Origin of the sequence: Pseudomonas yangonensis (assembly GCF_009932725.1) — a bacterium.
GTDB lineage: Bacteria > Pseudomonadota > Gammaproteobacteria > Pseudomonadales > Pseudomonadaceae > Aquipseudomonas > Aquipseudomonas yangonensis.
Genome location: NZ_BLJU01000005.1, coordinates 25,172 through 40,696 on the forward strand (window position 1 = coordinate 25,172; position 15,525 = coordinate 40,696).

Sequence of the window (15,525 nt, forward strand, 5' to 3'; positions counted from 1 at the left end):
CGCCCGCAGGCGGCCAAGAAACGGCGTGCAGATCAGAGAGACAGCAGCCAGAGACTGAGGCCGGGAAAGGCCACCAGCAGCACGATGCGCAGCAGATCCGAGCACAAAAAAGGAATCACGCCACGCGCGGTTTCCATCAGTGGCACGTTGCCTGCGGTGCGCTGGACGATCAGCAAGTTCATGCCCATCGGTGGCGTGATCAGACCGATTTCCACCACCATCAGGGCAAGAATCCCGAACCAGATCGACTTGTCCACCTGACTCATGCCGAAGAAGTCCAGGCCCATGATCACCGGATAGAAGATCGGGATGGTCAGCAGGATCATTGCCAACGAGTCCATCACCATGCCCAGCACCAGGTACAACAGCAAAATGGCGATGAGCACCAACATTGGCTGCAGGCCGCTTTCCAGCACCCAGGCCGCCAGTTCCGCCGGCATCTGCGTCAGGGCTAGGCCGGAGTTGAGCAGGTCGGCCCCCAGTAGCACCAGAAAGATCATCGCCGTGGTCTCGGCTGTCCCCAGCAAGCTCGCGCGAACCCCTGCCCAGCGCATACCGCCCTGGAAGATGGCGAGCAGACCACAGGCGGCAGCACCGATGGAGGCTGCTTCGGTAGGATTCGACCAGCCGCCATAGATACCGACGATCACCACGATGAATACGCCGATCACAGGCACTACGCTGGCGAAGGCCTTTAGCCGTTCGGTCGGACTGGCCTTGGCCTGTTCATGCTCATGGTGCCCTTCGCGTGCCACCATGATGCGCAGTACCAGCATGTAACCGACTACCGCAATCAAGCCAGGAACCACCGCGGCAACGAACAGGCTGGCGATAGATTCCTGAGTCAGCACGGCATAGATGATCAACGGCACCGAAGGCGGAATGAGGATGCCCAGGGTACCGCCAGCCGCCACGGTGGCCGTGGCCAGGCGTCCGGAATAGTTGTAACGACGCAGCTCGGGCAATGCGACATGGCTCATGGTGGCCGAGGTCGCCAGCGAAGAACCACAAATCGCACCGAAACCCGCACAGGCGCCAATCGCGGACATGCCCATGCCACCACGCCAATGACCGATGAACGCCGCCGCGCAGCGGAAAATGGCCCGCGACAGCCCGCCATGAGTAGCGAACTGGCCCATCAGCACGAATAGCGGAATCACCGCCAGGTCGTAGTTGGACAGGCGCGAGTAGACAAGATTGTTGAGCGTGAACAGCAATGCCGAGAGGTCGCCATCATTGACCGCCCAGAAGCAGGCGGCGCCGCCGACCAGCATGGTGATGCCGATGTGTACGCGCAGCACCAGCAAGGTCAGGGTGATGGCCAGCGCGATCAGGCCGAGACTCAGACCGCTCATGGACGACCTCCGTGGCGATGATACAGTTCGAACACACGCGCCAGGGCACACAGAGCCAAGAGCAGCAGGCTGGGCACTATAAACAGCAGCGGGATCCACAGCGGAACCGACAGCAGCGTGGAAACATCGCCATATTCGAGGCTGTCGAGCATCTGCAGGCCCGTGCGCCAGGCCAGTACCAACGCCACGAGCAGACAGGCGAGATGGGCGAAGGTGTCCAGCAGACGCCGTAATGAGCTGGAAATGCGCAAAGTGAAAGCATCCACCTTGATATGCGCACCACGCAGTTCGCATAGCGGCAGGAACGCGGCAATGGCGATGGCGGAACCGATTTCCATCAGTTCGATATCACCCCGAATGGGGGCTGACAACAGCTTGCGGCCGACGATGGAAACCAGCGACATGCCAATGAGCAATAGCAGCAGCATGCCACCGGCCAGGGCAAAGCCCTGGGCCGGATAGTAGAGGGCACGGTACAGACGACCGTGACCTGCGGGCGAACTGCTGTCGAAAGACAACGACTCGTTCATGATCAGGATTACCGCTTACCAGCAGCCAGATTGCGCACGCCGTCGACCAGCGCCTTACCGTCCAGGTTCTTGCCGTCGGCCTCGCTGATCCACTGCTCGATGGCGCTGGCCGAGGCGCGTTGCATCTCGGCATAGGCAGCGTCTTCGATGCGCACCAGGCCGGCCTCAGGCGTGGCCGCCTCGGCCGCCGCAGTTGCCTTGTCCCACGCCTCGCCGAAACGCTCGGACAACGCCTTGCCACTGTTACGCTCGATGACCTGTTGCAGATCGGCCGGCAGGCTGTCGAACTTGCGCTGGTTCATCAGCATGGTCAGCACGGTGTAGCCGAAGGCTGGCTGACCTTCTGGAGTGACACTATGGAACTGGGTGACTTCATCCAGTTTCGTCGCCGGCACCACCTCCCAGGCCGCCAGCGCACCGTCGACTACGCCCTTGGAAATGGCCTCGGTCATCTGCGCTGGCGGCATGCTCACCGGCGTCGCCCCCAGGCTTTCGATGGTTTTCGCAGCGGTACGGCTGGATGCGCGCAACTTCAGCCCGTTGAGATCGGCCAGCGCACTTACCTGCTTGCCCCGCGTGTGCAGGCTCATGCCGCCGTCGCCATGCACCACCAGCACCTTGTAGCCCTTGAAGTCGTCCTTGGCGTACTGCTCGTAGTAATCCCAGATGATGGCGTTACCGGCCTTGCCGCCATAGGGCAGGACGAAGGGCAGCTCAAGCGCCTCGACTCGCGGGAACTTGCCGGCGGAATAGGCCGGAGCGGTCCAGACGATGTCTGCTACGCCATTACGCGCCATGTCCGCCAGCTTCGCCGGGGTACCGCCCAATTGCATCGACGGGTAGATCTGACACTGGATGCGGCCCGCGGACTCCTCGCTCAGTTGCGCACACCAGGGCTCGATGATGTTGGCCTGAGCATTGGAAGTCGACGGAAGGAAGTGAGCGATCTTCAGGGTAATGGTCTGTGCCTGGGCACAGGTGGCAGCAGTGCTCAGTGCCACGCACAGCATGGCAGAGTTGAGGAATTTCATGCGGTAGCTCCGTTTTGTTGTTTTAACCATGCACCGGTGGCAGGGCGCAGGTCTGGGTGAAGCAGCTTTACGTTAATAAGCTAATTAATTTATGAACAATGTCAATCGCCAGCATCGCCTAGCGGCCGCTGACGATGACCAATCCTGGCCAACAACCAGGATAATTCCTTTTAGAATCAGCAAATTAACTTCAAAAATCGCCTTTATGCCGCAACTTCAGTTAACGACCAATAACCCTAAATCATTGTTAACATGTTAATACAATGCTAGGTTCTGCCCGCCTACTCTGTTCCGTAGCCGTAGAGCAGAGGGCATCAACATGGCCTCAGAGATAACAACAATGACTCGAAAAGCACCTTCACTGGCACGCCTCTCGTGCCTACTCGCCGGTTCGTGGATAGCCAGCGGCAGCGCCTTCGCCGCCCTGCTGGACGACAGCAAGGCCAGTCTCGAACTGCGCAACATGTACCTCAACCGCGACTACCGTGAGCCAGGCACCGCCACCTCCTACGGTGAAGTCTGGGCCCAGGGCTTCATCGCCCGCCTGGAATCCGGCTACACCGAGGGAACGGTCGGTTTGGGGGTGGATATGGTCGGCCTGCTCGGCGTGCGCCTGGATTCAGGCAAGGGCCGTGTCAACGGCGCCAGTGGCGGCGGCGGCATCGGCATGCTCCCGCTGGAACGCGATGGCAGCCCGGTGGATGACTACAGCGAGCTGGGGGTTACCGCCAAGGCCCGAATCTCCAGGAGCACCCTGCACCTGGGCACCCTGCAGCCCACACTGCCAATCGTGCAGTACAACAATACCCGTCTGCTGCCAGGCACCTATAGCGGTGGCCTGATCACCTCGCAGGAGATAGAGGGCCTGACACTGCATGCCGGTCGCCTCAACCAGTACAACCTGCGCGATCAAAGCCACCGCCAGGGCTTTCCCGGCGACATCGACAATTTCGATCTGCTCGGCGGTAGCTACACCATCACCCCACAACTGACCGCCAGCTACTACTACGGGCGCTACGACAACACCTACAAACAGCACTTCACCGGCCTGGTGCACACTTTACCGCTGGGCGAGGGCCTCAGCCTGCGCAGCGACCTGCGTTACTTCCGAACCGACTACGATGCCAGCGGGGTCGGCAGCAATCATTTCCTCAACGGCATGTTCACCCTGGGTGCCGGGGCCCATAAATTCGCCGCCGGGTTCCAGCGCATGTCCGGCGATTCGGTGCTCGGCCTGATCCCCGGCGCCGACCCGTACAGCACCAATCTGTCCACTTACTGGACCTTCAATCGGCAGAACGAGGACGCCTGGCAACTGCGCTACGACTATGACTTCGCCGGCCTGGGCATTCCCGGCCTGGCGTTCATGACTCGCTACATCAGCGGCTACAACATCGAAAGCGCGGCGGGTAAGGATGGCAGGGAGTGGGAGCGCAACAGCGACCTGGTTTACACCTTTCAGGACAGCAGTCTCAAAGGCCTGCGCGTGCACCTGCGTAACGTGACCTATCGCGCCGGCCAGGTTACAGGCCCCGGCGCCGTGGACATCGACGAGAACCGGGTGATACTCAGCTACACCCTATCCCTGCTGTAGCACGCAAGCAGCCCGGCTGGTCACGCAGCCAAGCCGGGCCCCTCACACTACTGAACGGCAGCCTGCGCCCGGTACTCACGCGGCGACATGCCGAACTGACGGCGAAAAGCACGGCTGAAGTGCGCAGCGTCAACGAAGCCCCATTTGAATGCCACCTGCGTGATCGGCCCGGCGGCACTGGCGCCGGCCGCCAGCTCTTCGGCCGAGCGCTGCAAACGACAGCGCTGAATGACCCGACAGACACTCTGGCCTTCAGCTTCGAACAGGCGATACAGGCGCCGTACCGATACGCCGAGACGTTCGGCCAGCCTCACCGGGCCGAAGTCGCAGTCCTGCAGCGAACTGTCGATCAACTGCAGCGCCAACGCGTAAAGCCCCGAAGGCTCGCATAGCACGCTGGCCGGAGGCATGCCTTGCTCGCCCAGCTCGAAGGCCGGCGCCATCAAGGCAATCAGCGCACCTTGCAACGCCCGGCCCTCGCCGGGCAACGCGCAGAAGCGAAGATCGTCATCCTGAATTGGCTGGATCAGCGCGGTCAGCAGGCGGCAGGCATTGCTCGTGCCCGACAACTTACCGAACAGCGAACGCCCTGCCACACGCCGACGCACCTCGTCCCGGGCCAAATGAATGGAGATATTGTCGATCAGTCCCTTCGGCTCGATCTCGAAGGGCAAGGCAGAGTCGATCAGAGCCAGGTCCCCTGGCGCCAGCTCCAGGCTTCGCTCGCCCTGACGGACGATCTGCCGGCCGGAGCGCTGCAGGACCAGGAAACAGTGACGATCATCATTGACGTACGAGGAACGCGGATGACGCCTCAGCAAGCCGGCATTCGTGCGGATCCTGGCGATCTCCAGCCCATCGAGCTCCTGCTTTCCAACGTCGCCGATGAACAGTGAATGCTGTCTGGAAGGCTGCACATAAAATTCGCCGCAGACGTCACGCATGCAAGCGCGCCAACCTTCGACGGCGCTCGCCGTTGTGGTATTCGACGACATGGGGTCTCCACCGCTCTCTAACTGCCCATGTAATTAACATGTTATCTAAATGCCCGCAATTAACCTCTGTGGCACAAAATTTCAGATCCGCGCCCCAATAGAGCTACGGGCCTTCAGTGATGGCCGACAGCGCGAAGGCGCCACCACCCTACTCGCCGGTGATGTAAGGGAATTTCCAGATATTGCCCAGACCCACGGCCGAGCCGGTTGCAGCGAGGATGAAGCCCCGGCGCGAGCGAGGCGCCGCAAGCAGGTAAAGAACGGATAAGGGGCAGCTTCAGAAGCGAAGCTGCCCATCACTCATATGCATACGTCGCCCGGAAGGGGACGCTGAATTGACCGAAGGTCAGGACAGAAGACTGTCGGATGCGGCGCGCTGGATCTGCTCCCAGAGCGCGGCCACATGCTGGCGCTCGGTTGGCAACGCACCGATGGAGATGCGCACCATCCAGCGCCCGTCGAGCGTGGCCGGAGTGACGTAGGCGAGACCGGAGCGATTGAGCGCATCGGCCCAGCGTTGCGTGTGCAGGTCCAGGGCTTCGCCACTCAGGCCAGCCGGTTGATGGCGGATGCACAGCGTCTGCAGGTTGACTGGCGCGAGGACAGCCCAATCGTCATGCGGGCGAATCTGCTCGGCCAGCCACTGAGCATTGTCCAGATCCCGGCGCAGACGCTGCTGGAGCCCCTCGATGCCTTCACTGCGCAGAAGGAACCAGAGCTTGAGAGCGCGGAACCTGCGCCCCAGAGGGATACCCCAGTCGCGCAGATTCTTGACTTCATCGTCGACACTGGAGCGTAGGTAGCTTGGGTTGGTGCTCATCACCCGGATGAGGTGCTGCGGATCGCGGACGAAGTACAACGAACAATCGAACGCCACTCCCAACCACTTGTGCGCGTTGACTACGATGGAGTCGGCCCGCTCGATGCCCTCCCACATCCAGCGGCATTCGGGCAGGATCATCGCGGAGCCGGCCATGGCCGAGTCGACGTGCAGCCAGATGCCATGCTCGCTGGTGATCTGGCCAATGGCGTCAATAGGATCAACCGCCGTGGTCGTGGTGGTGCCTGTGGTCGCCACCACAGCACAGGGCGTAAGACCGTCGGCTATGTCACGGGCGATGGCCGCGGCCAGTGCCTCGGGGCACATGGCATAACTGGCGTCGGTTTCGATGTAGCGAATGTTGTCCTTGCCGAAACCGGCCAGCAATGCAGCCTTGTCCACCGAACTGTGCGCATGGGCGGAGGTGTAGATCATCAGCGGCCGCTGTTGCGCCTGCAACCCACCTTTGACCAGCGCATAGTTCGAAGCCTTTTCACGTGCACAGATCAGCGCCACCAGCGTGCTTGTCGAGGCCGTGTCTTGAATCACGCCGCTGAAGGCATCGGACAAACCGACCATTTGCCGCACCCAATCGACGCTGATTTCCTCCAGTTCGGTCAGGGCCGGGCTCGATTGCCATGACAGGCCAAGCACGCCAAGGCCGGTGCTCAGGTAGTCACCCAGCACCGAGGCCAGACTCCCATTGGAGGGGAAGTAACCAAAGAAGCCCGGATGCTGCCAATGGGACAGACCCGGCATGATCAGGCGGTCGAGATCGCTCAGCACCGTCTCGAAGGGCTCGGCTTGCTGCGGGGCGGAAATCGGCAGAGCATCTCTTAGCTCTCCGGGCCTGACCTGGGCCATCACCGGCAGTTCGGCCACGCCGCTGCGGTAGTCAGCGATGCGGTCGATCAGCTGGTGGCCATACTTGCGAAACTCTTCTGGGGTCATGCGTGCTCTCCTGATCCTGGTTCACGTACGCCGAACGTTGCGCCCGGTCGATACGCTGGAGTCTATCGAGGCACTGCCCATGCAAGAACGGTCACACCCGCATAGCTGCTATGGCGTCTGCGCATACTTCTGGACACACCCGTGCTCACCATCGCTCGCATAGCAATGGATACCGAACTGTGACTCCTGCCAAAGCTCGTAGACCAGATTGCGAAACCACCGGTGTGCCGGGGCATGCTGGGTACGACGATGCCAGAGCACCCAATAGCGGTGTCTGTGCTCGATAAAGGGCAGCGGGCTCCACGTCACCGGATACTGCGTGGCCAGCCTTACGGCTATATGCTCGGGCAAGGTGACCAGCATGCGGCTGTCGCTGATCACCTGCATCGCCGCGGCATAGAAAGGCACCTGCAGACGAATCTCCCGGCGGCGGCCGGTTTGTTTCAGATACTTGTCGACGAAACTGTCCTTGTCGCCGCCACCGGAAATGCACACATGCGCGCAGCTCAGAAATTGCGCCTCACTCAGCGGCATACCGCTCAGCGGATGATCTCTGCCCATCACGCAGACCGGGCGATCTTCCCCGAGCATTCGGCCATGCAGTTCGGCCGGCGCATCATCGAGCATGGTGGTCACCAGATCGAGTTCGCCACCAGCCAACAGATCGAAGCGCGTGGGCTGCCAGGTCAGGTACTCGATCGAGACCTTGGGCGCCACCGTCTGCAGGCGCTTGATCAGAATGGGCAGCATGTGTTCGGCGATATAGTCCGACGCCGCCAGCCTGAAGGTCCGTGTGCAGTCCTCGGGCGCGAAGCGCTCCGGATCGCTCAAGGCTTCGAGGTCGACGATGACCTGCTTGAGCGGCGCGATCAGCGCTTCGGCACGAGCCGTCAAAACGTAGGTCCGTCCCTGCCGGACCAGCAGCGGATCGCCAAAGGCCTCTCGCAGATGAGCCAAGTGGCGACTGAGCACGGACTGACTGCTATCGAGGCGCAGCGCCGCATGGCTGAGGTTCCGCAGTTCCAGCAAAGTATCGAGAGTACGCAGCAGCGACAGGCTGAGCGTTGAAAACTGAGCGTTCATGGATTGGCCTGCCTCATCGATATGCAGCGCTGCAGCTCATCCCGCACCGCTCCGCTCCAAAAGGGCTTCATGCCCGTGCAGCCAACATTCATGGCCGTCCACTTCCCTCACCTCGGCTCATGCGGTACTCACCCGGTGTAAACCTTGCATTGCGCGTGAAGAAGCGACTGAAGTAGGCAGGGTCCTTGAAGCCCAGCTGATAGCAGATCTCGTTGACTGAACTGCCAGTGAACAGCAGCAGGCGCTTGGCTTCCTGCATGAGCCGGTCGAATACGAGACGCTTGGACGGCAGATCGGCGATACGCCGGCAGACATCGTTGAGCCGCGCCTCGGTCACCCCCAACTGCGCGGCGTAGCGCTCCAGCGACCAGTGCGCCTGGTAGTGCGCTTCGATCAGGGCATTGAAGCGCTGGAAGATCTGCAGGTCCTCGCTACGCGCCGGCTGCGCCTGGATCGACCGGGCAGACAGGCGTAACAGGCTGATGAAGATCAACCGGGTCAGCGCCACCAGGCTCAGCCTGCGGCCAGGCCGGTCATCGGTGAACTCGCTGCGCAGTTCGTCGAACAACAGGTTCAGGCGCCTAACCTCACCGGCATAGTGCTCATCCAGCTCGCCGATGGCCACGCACATGGGGGCGATTTGCGGCCCATGGGCCAACCCCTGATGGCCTTCCAGCAGAGGCCAGACCAGCTCCTGACGCACCGTGAGCACGTGCCCGTCGCTGTCGGCGTCGGTCACGAACGCGTGAGGAAAGGTCGGTGGCGTCAGGAAGAACATCGGTCCCTGCTGATGATAGCGCTGGTCGTCCAGGTACACGCGCACGACCCCGCTGTTGACGTAATGCACCTGGAAGAAACGGTCGTGCCGGTGCACCGGCATATTGCGCCCAAAGAAGTCGGCGAGCTTACCCAGCGCATCGTAATGCACCTCGGCATCCGCATAGCGCTGGTCGTAGACCTGGCCGATGTCGATGTTGGGAATGGGCGATTGGGTCGCCATCGTCGATCAGGGTTTGATCTGCTTGAGCTCGTTGAGCAAGCCCAGCAACTGCTGAAGCTTCTCGGCGCCGAACTGCTCGAGGATACGCTGGTAGTTGCGCTCCATGTCGTCGCTCATCGACACGAAACACTGCTGCCCCCGCTCGGTCAGGCCAACGAAGACGCGACGCTGATCGTGCGGTGATTTCCAGCGACGCACCACACCATCGCGCTCCATGCGCGCCAGCACACCGGTCATGCTCGGTTTGAGAATGCAGGCCTGACTGGCCAACTGGTGAATCTCCATTTCACCGAACTGGCGCAGGATCCGAATGATCCTCCACTGCTGTTCGGTCAACCCCTGCTGGTTGAGCGAGGGACGAAAAAATCCCATGGCCGCTTCGCGAGCCTGCAACAGGGTCAGAGTCAATGAGGGACGGGGATCGGCCATGGACGGGTTAACTCTTCGGTGACGATGAAATAGATAGGAATTTAAACAATTTCTCGCCGACAGACGCAAACGCCGCGTAGAGGGCGCCTGCGCTCTGGCAATCCCGAACAAGCATGCTGGCAGTCCCAGACAATAAATGTCGGACGAAGAACCGTTTAATGAGCGCAGGTTTGAGACGCGGTAGAGACCATGACTTGACCATCGTTAACATATTAATTATAACATTAGCATGTTAACTATCAGCTGGTGACCATGCCCCTCCGGCACCACCAGCCTCTATGAACTGGGACTCCCGCCCGATCCAGGAGTGAAGCATGCCCCACGCCGCTAGCGAAGTAGCCACTGGCACCCTGTTCGGCATTGCGCTGAACTACAAAGGCCTACTGGAAAGCCGTCTGGCCGAATTCAACGAGCCGCCTTACCAGAAACCTCCGGTCAAACCGGTGCTGTTCATCAAGACCCCCAACACCCGCAACGGCGACGGCCAGGCAGTGGTCGCACCTGCCGGCGAACGCCTGCAACCCGGTCCGGCGCTGGGTGTGGTGATCGGCAAGACCGCCAGCCGAGTGGCTGAGCAGGATGCCCTGACCCATGTCGCCGGCTATGTGATCGTCAACGAATTCAGCCTGCCGGAAGAGAGCTACTACCGCCCCGCGGTCAAGGCCAAATGTCGCGACGGTTTCTGCGCCCTGAGCGACGAAGTGGTCGAGCTGAACGACCCGCACGATCTGACCTTGAAGCTGTGGGTCAATGGCGAGGTTCGTCAGGAAAACACCACGGCCAATTTCGTGCGCAGCATCCCGCGCCTGATCGCGGAGCTCAGCGAGTTCATGACCCTGCATGAAGGCGATGTGCTGATCACCGGCACGCCGGAAGGCCGCGTCGACGTGCAGCCGGGCGATGAAGTGATCGTCGAAATCAGCGGTCTTGGCCGCCTGACCAACCACATCGTGGCGGAATAAGGAGAGCAGCATGAAACACGCCCGTATTCGCTACGAAAACCAGATTCACGCCGTTACCGTCGAGGCGGACAACGCCGTACGCCTGGCCGATGGTCGCCTGCTCGCTGAAGCTGACGTCGAGTGGCTGCCGCCTGCCGAAGGCAGCATGTTCGCCCTCGGCCTGAACTACGCCGACCACGCAGCCGAACTGGCCTTCAAGGCGCCAACCGAACCCTTGGCCTTCATCAAGTCGCCCGGCACCTACACCGGTCACAACCAGGTGACCTGGCGCCCGGACAACGTCAAGTACATGCACTACGAGTGCGAACTGGTGGCCGTGATCGGCAAGCCGGCAAAGAACGTCAAGCGCGAAGACGCCCTGCAGTACCTGGCCGGCTACACCGTCTGCAACGACTACGCCATCCGCGACTACCTGGAAAACTACTACCGCCCCAACCTGCGGGTGAAGAACCGCGACTGCACCACGCCGGTCGGTCCGTGGATGGTCGACGCCGCCGACGTGGCTGATCCGTCGAAGCTCAAGCTGCGCACCTGGATCAACGGCGAGTTGAAGCAGGAAGGCACCACCGCGGACATGATCTTCGACATTCCCTACCTGATCGAATACTTCTCCAGCTTCATGACCCTGCAGCCGGGCGACATGATCGCCACCGGCACGCCGGAAGGCCTGGCCGATGTGGTGCCGGGCGATGAAGTGGTGGTGGAAGTGGAAGGTGTTGGCCGCCTGGTCAACCGCATCGTCAGCGAATCCGAATTCTTCGCCGCACGCGGCAAGTGAAAAAACACGAGGCAAACAAGATGATCAAGCACTGGATCAACGGCAAGGAAGTCGAGAGCAAAGAGACTTTCACCAACTACAACCCGGCCACCACCGAAGCCATCGGCGAAGTCGCCAGCGGTGGCGCCGAGGAAATCAACCTGGCCGTGGCCGCGGCAAAGGAAGCCTTCCCCAAGTGGGCCAACACGCCGGCCAAGGAACGCGCCAAGCTGATGCGCAAGCTGGGTGAACTGATCGACCAGAACGTGCCGAAGCTGGCCGAACTGGAAACCCTCGACACCGGCCTGCCGATCCACCAGACCAAGAACGTGCTGATTCCGCGCGCCTCGCACAACTTCGACTTCTTCGCCGAAGTGTGCACACGCATGGACGGTCACAGCTACCCGGTCGACGACCAGATGCTCAACTACACCCTGTACCAACCGGTAGGCGTGTGTGGCCTGGTATCGCCGTGGAACGTGCCGTTCATGACCGCCACCTGGAAGACCGCCCCCTGCCTGGCACTGGGCAACACCGCGGTACTGAAGATGAGCGAGCTGTCGCCGCTGACCGCCAACGAGCTGGGCCGCCTGGCACTGGAGGCCGGCATTCCGCCGGGCGTACTGAATGTGGTTCAAGGTTATGGCGCGACCGCAGGTGACGCCCTGGTACGTCACCCGGACGTGCGTGCGATCTCCTTCACCGGCGGCACCGCCACCGGACGCAAGATCATGCAGACCGCCGGGTTGAAGAAGTACTCCATGGAGCTGGGCGGCAAGAGTCCGGTGTTGATCTTCGACGACGCCGATCTGGACCGCGCGCTCGACGCTGCGCTGTTCACCATCTTCTCGCTCAATGGCGAACGCTGCACTGCAGGCAGCCGGATCTTCATTCAGGAAACCGTCTACGACCAGTTCGTCGCTGAATTCGCCACACGCGCCAAGCGCCTGATCGTCGGTGACCCGACCGATCCGAAGACCCAGGTCGGCTCGATGATCACCCAGGCGCACTACGACAAGGTTACCGGCTACATCAAGATCGGTATCGAGGAAGGCGCCAATCTGGTCGCTGGCGGCCTGGAGCGCCCGGCGAACCTGCCGGCGCATCTGGCCAAGGGTCAGTTCATCCAGCCGACCGTGTTCGCCGATGTCGACAACCGCATGCGCATCGCTCAGGAAGAAATCTTTGGCCCGGTGGCCTGCCTGATCAAGTTCAAGGATGAAGCCGAAGCGCTGAAACTCGCCAACGACACCGAGTACGGCCTGGCCTCGTACATCTGGACCCAGGACATCGGCAAGGCCCACCGTCTGGCTCGCGGCATCGAAGCCGGCATGGTGTTCATCAACAGCCAGAACGTGCGCGACCTGCGCCAGCCGTTCGGCGGGGTCAAGGGCTCGGGTACCGGCCGCGAAGGCGGCGAGTACAGCTTCGAGGTGTTCGCCGAGATCAAGAACGTGTGCATCTCCATGGGCAGCCACCACATTCCGCGCTGGGGCGTCTGAAAAGCCGTTCGCGCCGTCCCGCCGTTGCCTTAGCCGCAACGGCCTGCACGGGCGGACAATGAGCTGGAGCTCCCCCTCCGCCCAGCCGGAGGGGGATACTAGAAGCGGAACACGATTTTTGCCGGACGTGCGAACAACCACAATCAAGCACGAAAGCGCCGTCAGACCGGCCTTTCCAGCAGGAGAATAACCATGGGCAAACTCGCTCTGGCTGCCAAAATCACCCACGTCCCCTCGATGTACATTTCCGAATTCCCCGGTCCGCGCCAGGGTTTTCGCAAAGCGGCCATCGACGGTCATATCGAGATCAGCAAGCGCTGCCGTGAGCTGGGCGTGGACACCATCGTGGTGTTCGATACCCACTGGCTGGTGAACGCCGGCTATCACATCAACTGCGGACCGCATTTCAAGGGCCGCTACACCAGCAACGAACTGCCGCACTTCATCAGCAACATGGAGTACGAGTTTCCGGGCAACCCCGAGCTGGGCAAGATTCTCGCCGAGGAATGCAACCGCATGGGCGTAGAAACCCTCGCCCACGACGCCACGACCCTGGCACCTGAATACGGCACCCTGGTACCCATGCGTTACATGAACCAGGACCAGCACTTCAAGGTGATCTCGGTTTCCTCGCTGTGCACCTCGCACTACCTCAACGACAGCGCGCGTCTGGGTTGGGCCATGCGCAAGGCCGTTGAAGATCACTACGACGGTACCGTTGCCTTCCTCGCCAGCGGTTCGCTCTCGCACCGTTTCGCGCAAAACGGCCAGGCGCCGGAATTTGCCACCAAGATCTGGAGCCCGTTCCTGGAAACCCTGGATGAGCGCGTGATCAAGATGTGGCAGGACGGCGAGTGGGAAGCCTTCTGCGCCATGCTTCCCGAATACGCGGCCAAGGGCCATGGCGAAGGCTTCATGCACGATACCGCCAAACTACTGGGCGCGCTGGGCTGGTCGAACTACGACGGCAAGGTCGAAGTGCTGACCCCCTACTTCGCCGCCTCCGGCACCGGACAGATCAATGCGGTATTCCCGGTAACGCCACAGGACGGCTCGGCCATTCCGGCCCCGAGTGCCTCGAACCCGGCAGGCGTGCCCTCCACCAGCCGGCTCTAAACCCATGGCCGCCACAGTTTCTGTGGCGGCCATCAGCGAACACAGGATTCCAGTCATGCCCCATCTGGTGCTGCTCTATACCCCCGACCTGCAAGATCAGGCCGACATGCCCGGCCTGTGCCGCGCGCTGGCTGACACCATGCTCGAGCAGCGTGACGAAAGCGGCAAAGCGGTGTTTCCCACTGGCGGCACCCGGGTACTGGCTTATCCGGCTGCCTACAGCGCCGTAGCCGACGGCCAGGGTGATTACGGCTTCCTCTACGCCAACCTGCGCATGGGCGCCGGGCGCAGTGCCGCGGTACACAAGCAGGTCGGCGACAACCTGCTGAACACATTGCGCAGGTATCTGGAACCGCTGCAGCAACAGCGCCCCATCGGTCTTACGTTGCAGATCGACGAAAGCCCTGGCCAGGTCTACGACGGCAAGCACAGCACCCTGCACCCCCTTTTCAACAAATAACGCGGGCACGCATCGCCCCGCGTCATCCGCCTGGCGTGACTGCCTGCCGCATCGCGCCCCACTGTTCAAGAGAGATCCGCCATGCTCGATTCGACCCTTATCCAGCAGGCTGCCGCCCGCCTCGACGCCGCCGAGCGCTCGCGCCAGCAGGTCCGCCAGTTCTCCCTGGATTACCCGGAGATCACCATTGAGGACGCCTACGCCATCCAGCGTGCCTGGGTCGCGCAGAAGATCAAGGACGGCCGCAAGCTGGTCGGCCACAAGATCGGCCTGACCTCACGAGCCATGCAGGTTTCGTCGAACATCACCGAGCCGGACTACGGCGCTCTGCTCGACGACATGCTGTTCGAAGAAGGCAGCGACATTCCCTTCGAACGCTTCATCGTGCCGCGTGTGGAAGTGGAACTGGCGTTCATCCTCGGCAAGCCGCTCAAAGGCCCGAACGTGACCATCTTCGATGTCCTGGACGCCACCGAATGGGTGATCCCGGCGCTGGAGATCATCGACGCGCGCATCCAGCAGATCGACCCGCAAACCAAGGTCACCCGCAAGGTGTTCGATACCATTTCCGACAACGCCGCCAACGGTGGTGTGGTGATGGGCGGCCGCGCCGTGCGCCCGACCGAAATCGACCTGCGCAAAGTACCGGCCGTGCTCTACCGCAACGGCGTGATCGAGGAATCCGGCGTCTCCGCCGCCGTGCTCAACCACCCGGCCAAGGGCGTGGCCTGGCTGGCCAACAAACTGGCGCCGTACGACGTCACCCTGCAACCGGGTCAGATCATCCTCGGCGGCTCCTTCACCCGCCCGGTGGCGGCCAGTCCGGGCGACACCTTCCACGTCGACTACGACATGCTCGGCAGCATCGCCTGCCGGTTCGTATAAGGCGGCAGGCTACAGGCCTCAGGCTGCAGGCAGGAGCATTCGCCTGCAGCCTGGA

At 61.7% G+C, this 15,525-nt stretch carries 15 protein-coding genes and 1 pseudogene; 7 read left to right on the forward strand and 9 right to left on the reverse strand.

Annotated elements, in window-relative coordinates; genetic code table 11:
* Positions 1 to 32: 32 nt before the first annotated feature.
* The 3 genes from GYB81_RS08855 to GYB81_RS08865 are packed head-to-tail and all read right to left on the reverse strand — an operon-like array spanning position 33 to position 2,916.
* Complete coding sequence (locus GYB81_RS08855) at positions 33 to 1,355, reverse strand: TRAP transporter large permease (RefSeq protein ID WP_161867686.1); 1,323 nt, start codon at positions 1,353 to 1,355, stop codon at positions 33 to 35.
* On the reverse strand, positions 1,352 to 1,885 hold the full coding sequence (locus GYB81_RS08860) for a TRAP transporter small permease (protein ID WP_161867687.1): 534 nt from the start codon (positions 1,883 to 1,885) through the stop codon (positions 1,352 to 1,354). The genes GYB81_RS08855 and GYB81_RS08860 overlap by 4 nt, the downstream gene beginning before the upstream one ends.
* A gap of 8 nt (positions 1,886 to 1,893) precedes the next feature.
* Positions 1,894 to 2,916 carry a TRAP transporter substrate-binding protein gene (locus GYB81_RS08865; protein WP_161867688.1) on the reverse strand — a complete coding sequence of 341 codons (1,023 nt, stop codon included), beginning with the start codon at positions 2,914 to 2,916 and terminating at the stop codon, positions 1,894 to 1,896.
* A gap of 340 nt (positions 2,917 to 3,256) precedes the next feature.
* Here GYB81_RS08865 and GYB81_RS08870 point away from each other — a divergent pair, with 340 nt between their 5' ends.
* A complete protein-coding gene (locus GYB81_RS08870) occupies positions 3,257 to 4,510 on the forward strand; it encodes an OprD family porin (protein WP_161867689.1) in 1,254 nt (417 codons plus the stop codon).
* Positions 4,511 to 4,557: 47 nt separating this feature from the next.
* Here GYB81_RS08870 and feaR read toward each other — a convergent pair whose 3' ends face one another.
* The 6 genes and pseudogenes from feaR to hpaR form a co-directional block, all read right to left on the reverse strand.
* On the reverse strand, positions 4,558 to 5,505 hold the full coding sequence (feaR, locus tag GYB81_RS08875; protein ID WP_161867690.1) for a transcriptional regulator FeaR: 948 nt from the start codon (positions 5,503 to 5,505) through the stop codon (positions 4,558 to 4,560).
* A 151-nt stretch (positions 5,506 to 5,656) separates the two neighbouring features.
* Positions 5,657 to 5,758, reverse strand: a pseudogene (locus tag GYB81_RS08880) (hypothetical protein); the annotation flags it as partial.
* Between the two features lie 93 nt (positions 5,759 to 5,851).
* On the reverse strand, positions 5,852 to 7,276 hold the full coding sequence (locus GYB81_RS08885; RefSeq protein WP_161867691.1) for a pyridoxal phosphate-dependent decarboxylase family protein: 1,425 nt from the start codon (positions 7,274 to 7,276) through the stop codon (positions 5,852 to 5,854).
* Positions 7,277 to 7,384: 108 nt separating this feature from the next.
* Entirely contained in the window at positions 7,385 to 8,359 is a 975-nt protein-coding gene (locus GYB81_RS08890; protein WP_161867692.1) for a LysR family transcriptional regulator, read from the reverse strand.
* An 88-nt stretch (positions 8,360 to 8,447) separates the two neighbouring features.
* The gene (gene hpaA / locus GYB81_RS08895) at positions 8,448 to 9,359 is read right to left on the reverse strand and encodes a 4-hydroxyphenylacetate catabolism regulatory protein HpaA (RefSeq protein WP_161867693.1); all 912 of its coding nucleotides are present in this window, start codon (positions 9,357 to 9,359) and stop codon (positions 8,448 to 8,450) included.
* Between the two features lie 6 nt (positions 9,360 to 9,365).
* Positions 9,366 to 9,788 (reverse strand): homoprotocatechuate degradation operon regulator HpaR, encoded by a 423-nt coding sequence (gene hpaR, locus GYB81_RS08900; protein WP_161867694.1) that lies wholly within the window; start codon positions 9,786 to 9,788, stop codon positions 9,366 to 9,368.
* Positions 9,789 to 10,102: 314 nt separating this feature from the next.
* On the opposite strand from hpaR, the gene GYB81_RS08905 reads away from it, so the two are divergent.
* The 6 genes from GYB81_RS08905 (at position 10,103) to hpaH (ending at position 15,470) form a co-directional block, all read left to right on the forward strand.
* Complete coding sequence (locus GYB81_RS08905) at positions 10,103 to 10,750, forward strand: fumarylacetoacetate hydrolase family protein (RefSeq protein WP_161867695.1); 648 nt, start codon at positions 10,103 to 10,105, stop codon at positions 10,748 to 10,750.
* A 10-nt stretch (positions 10,751 to 10,760) separates the two neighbouring features.
* Entirely contained in the window at positions 10,761 to 11,528 is a 768-nt protein-coding gene (locus GYB81_RS08910; protein ID WP_161867696.1) for a fumarylacetoacetate hydrolase family protein, read from the forward strand.
* Between the two features lie 20 nt (positions 11,529 to 11,548).
* Positions 11,549 to 13,009 carry a 5-carboxymethyl-2-hydroxymuconate semialdehyde dehydrogenase gene (gene hpaE, locus GYB81_RS08915; RefSeq protein WP_161867697.1) on the forward strand — a complete coding sequence of 487 codons (1,461 nt, stop codon included), beginning with the start codon at positions 11,549 to 11,551 and terminating at the stop codon, positions 13,007 to 13,009.
* A gap of 192 nt (positions 13,010 to 13,201) precedes the next feature.
* Entirely contained in the window at positions 13,202 to 14,125 is a 924-nt protein-coding gene (gene hpaD / locus GYB81_RS08920; RefSeq protein ID WP_161867698.1) for a 3,4-dihydroxyphenylacetate 2,3-dioxygenase, read from the forward strand.
* A gap of 55 nt (positions 14,126 to 14,180) precedes the next feature.
* Positions 14,181 to 14,585, forward strand: a complete 405-nt coding sequence (locus GYB81_RS08925) for a 5-carboxymethyl-2-hydroxymuconate Delta-isomerase (protein WP_161867699.1) — start codon at positions 14,181 to 14,183, stop codon at positions 14,583 to 14,585.
* Between the two features lie 81 nt (positions 14,586 to 14,666).
* Positions 14,667 to 15,470 carry a 2-oxo-hept-4-ene-1,7-dioate hydratase gene (gene hpaH, locus GYB81_RS08930; protein ID WP_161867700.1) on the forward strand — a complete coding sequence of 268 codons (804 nt, stop codon included), beginning with the start codon at positions 14,667 to 14,669 and terminating at the stop codon, positions 15,468 to 15,470.
* Positions 15,471 to 15,525 lie beyond the last annotated feature (55 nt).

What these genes read in the sequence shown, in the direction of transcription:
- GYB81_RS08855 (WP_161867686.1), bottom strand. Translation starts at nt 1,355, where the DNA reads ATGAGCGGTCTGAGTCTCGGCCTGATCGCGCTGGCCATCACCCTGACC.
- GYB81_RS08860 (WP_161867687.1), bottom strand. Translation starts at nt 1,885, where the DNA reads ATGAACGAGTCGTTGTCTTTCGACAGCAGTTCGCCCGCAGGTCACGGT.
- GYB81_RS08865 (WP_161867688.1), bottom strand. Translation starts at nt 2,916, where the DNA reads ATGAAATTCCTCAACTCTGCCATGCTGTGCGTGGCACTGAGCACTGCT.
- GYB81_RS08870 (WP_161867689.1), top strand. Translation starts at nt 3,257, where the DNA reads ATGACTCGAAAAGCACCTTCACTGGCACGCCTCTCGTGCCTACTCGCC.
- feaR (WP_161867690.1), bottom strand. Translation starts at nt 5,505, where the DNA reads ATGTCGTCGAATACCACAACGGCGAGCGCCGTCGAAGGTTGGCGCGCT.
- GYB81_RS08885 (WP_161867691.1), bottom strand. Translation starts at nt 7,276, where the DNA reads ATGACCCCAGAAGAGTTTCGCAAGTATGGCCACCAGCTGATCGACCGC.
- GYB81_RS08890 (WP_161867692.1), bottom strand. Translation starts at nt 8,359, where the DNA reads ATGAACGCTCAGTTTTCAACGCTCAGCCTGTCGCTGCTGCGTACTCTC.
- hpaA (WP_161867693.1), bottom strand. Translation starts at nt 9,359, where the DNA reads ATGGCGACCCAATCGCCCATTCCCAACATCGACATCGGCCAGGTCTAC.
- hpaR (WP_161867694.1), bottom strand. Translation starts at nt 9,788, where the DNA reads ATGGCCGATCCCCGTCCCTCATTGACTCTGACCCTGTTGCAGGCTCGC.
- GYB81_RS08905 (WP_161867695.1), top strand. Translation starts at nt 10,103, where the DNA reads ATGCCCCACGCCGCTAGCGAAGTAGCCACTGGCACCCTGTTCGGCATT.
- GYB81_RS08910 (WP_161867696.1), top strand. Translation starts at nt 10,761, where the DNA reads ATGAAACACGCCCGTATTCGCTACGAAAACCAGATTCACGCCGTTACC.
- hpaE (WP_161867697.1), top strand. Translation starts at nt 11,549, where the DNA reads ATGATCAAGCACTGGATCAACGGCAAGGAAGTCGAGAGCAAAGAGACT.
- hpaD (WP_161867698.1), top strand. Translation starts at nt 13,202, where the DNA reads ATGGGCAAACTCGCTCTGGCTGCCAAAATCACCCACGTCCCCTCGATG.
- GYB81_RS08925 (WP_161867699.1), top strand. Translation starts at nt 14,181, where the DNA reads ATGCCCCATCTGGTGCTGCTCTATACCCCCGACCTGCAAGATCAGGCC.
- hpaH (WP_161867700.1), top strand. Translation starts at nt 14,667, where the DNA reads ATGCTCGATTCGACCCTTATCCAGCAGGCTGCCGCCCGCCTCGACGCC.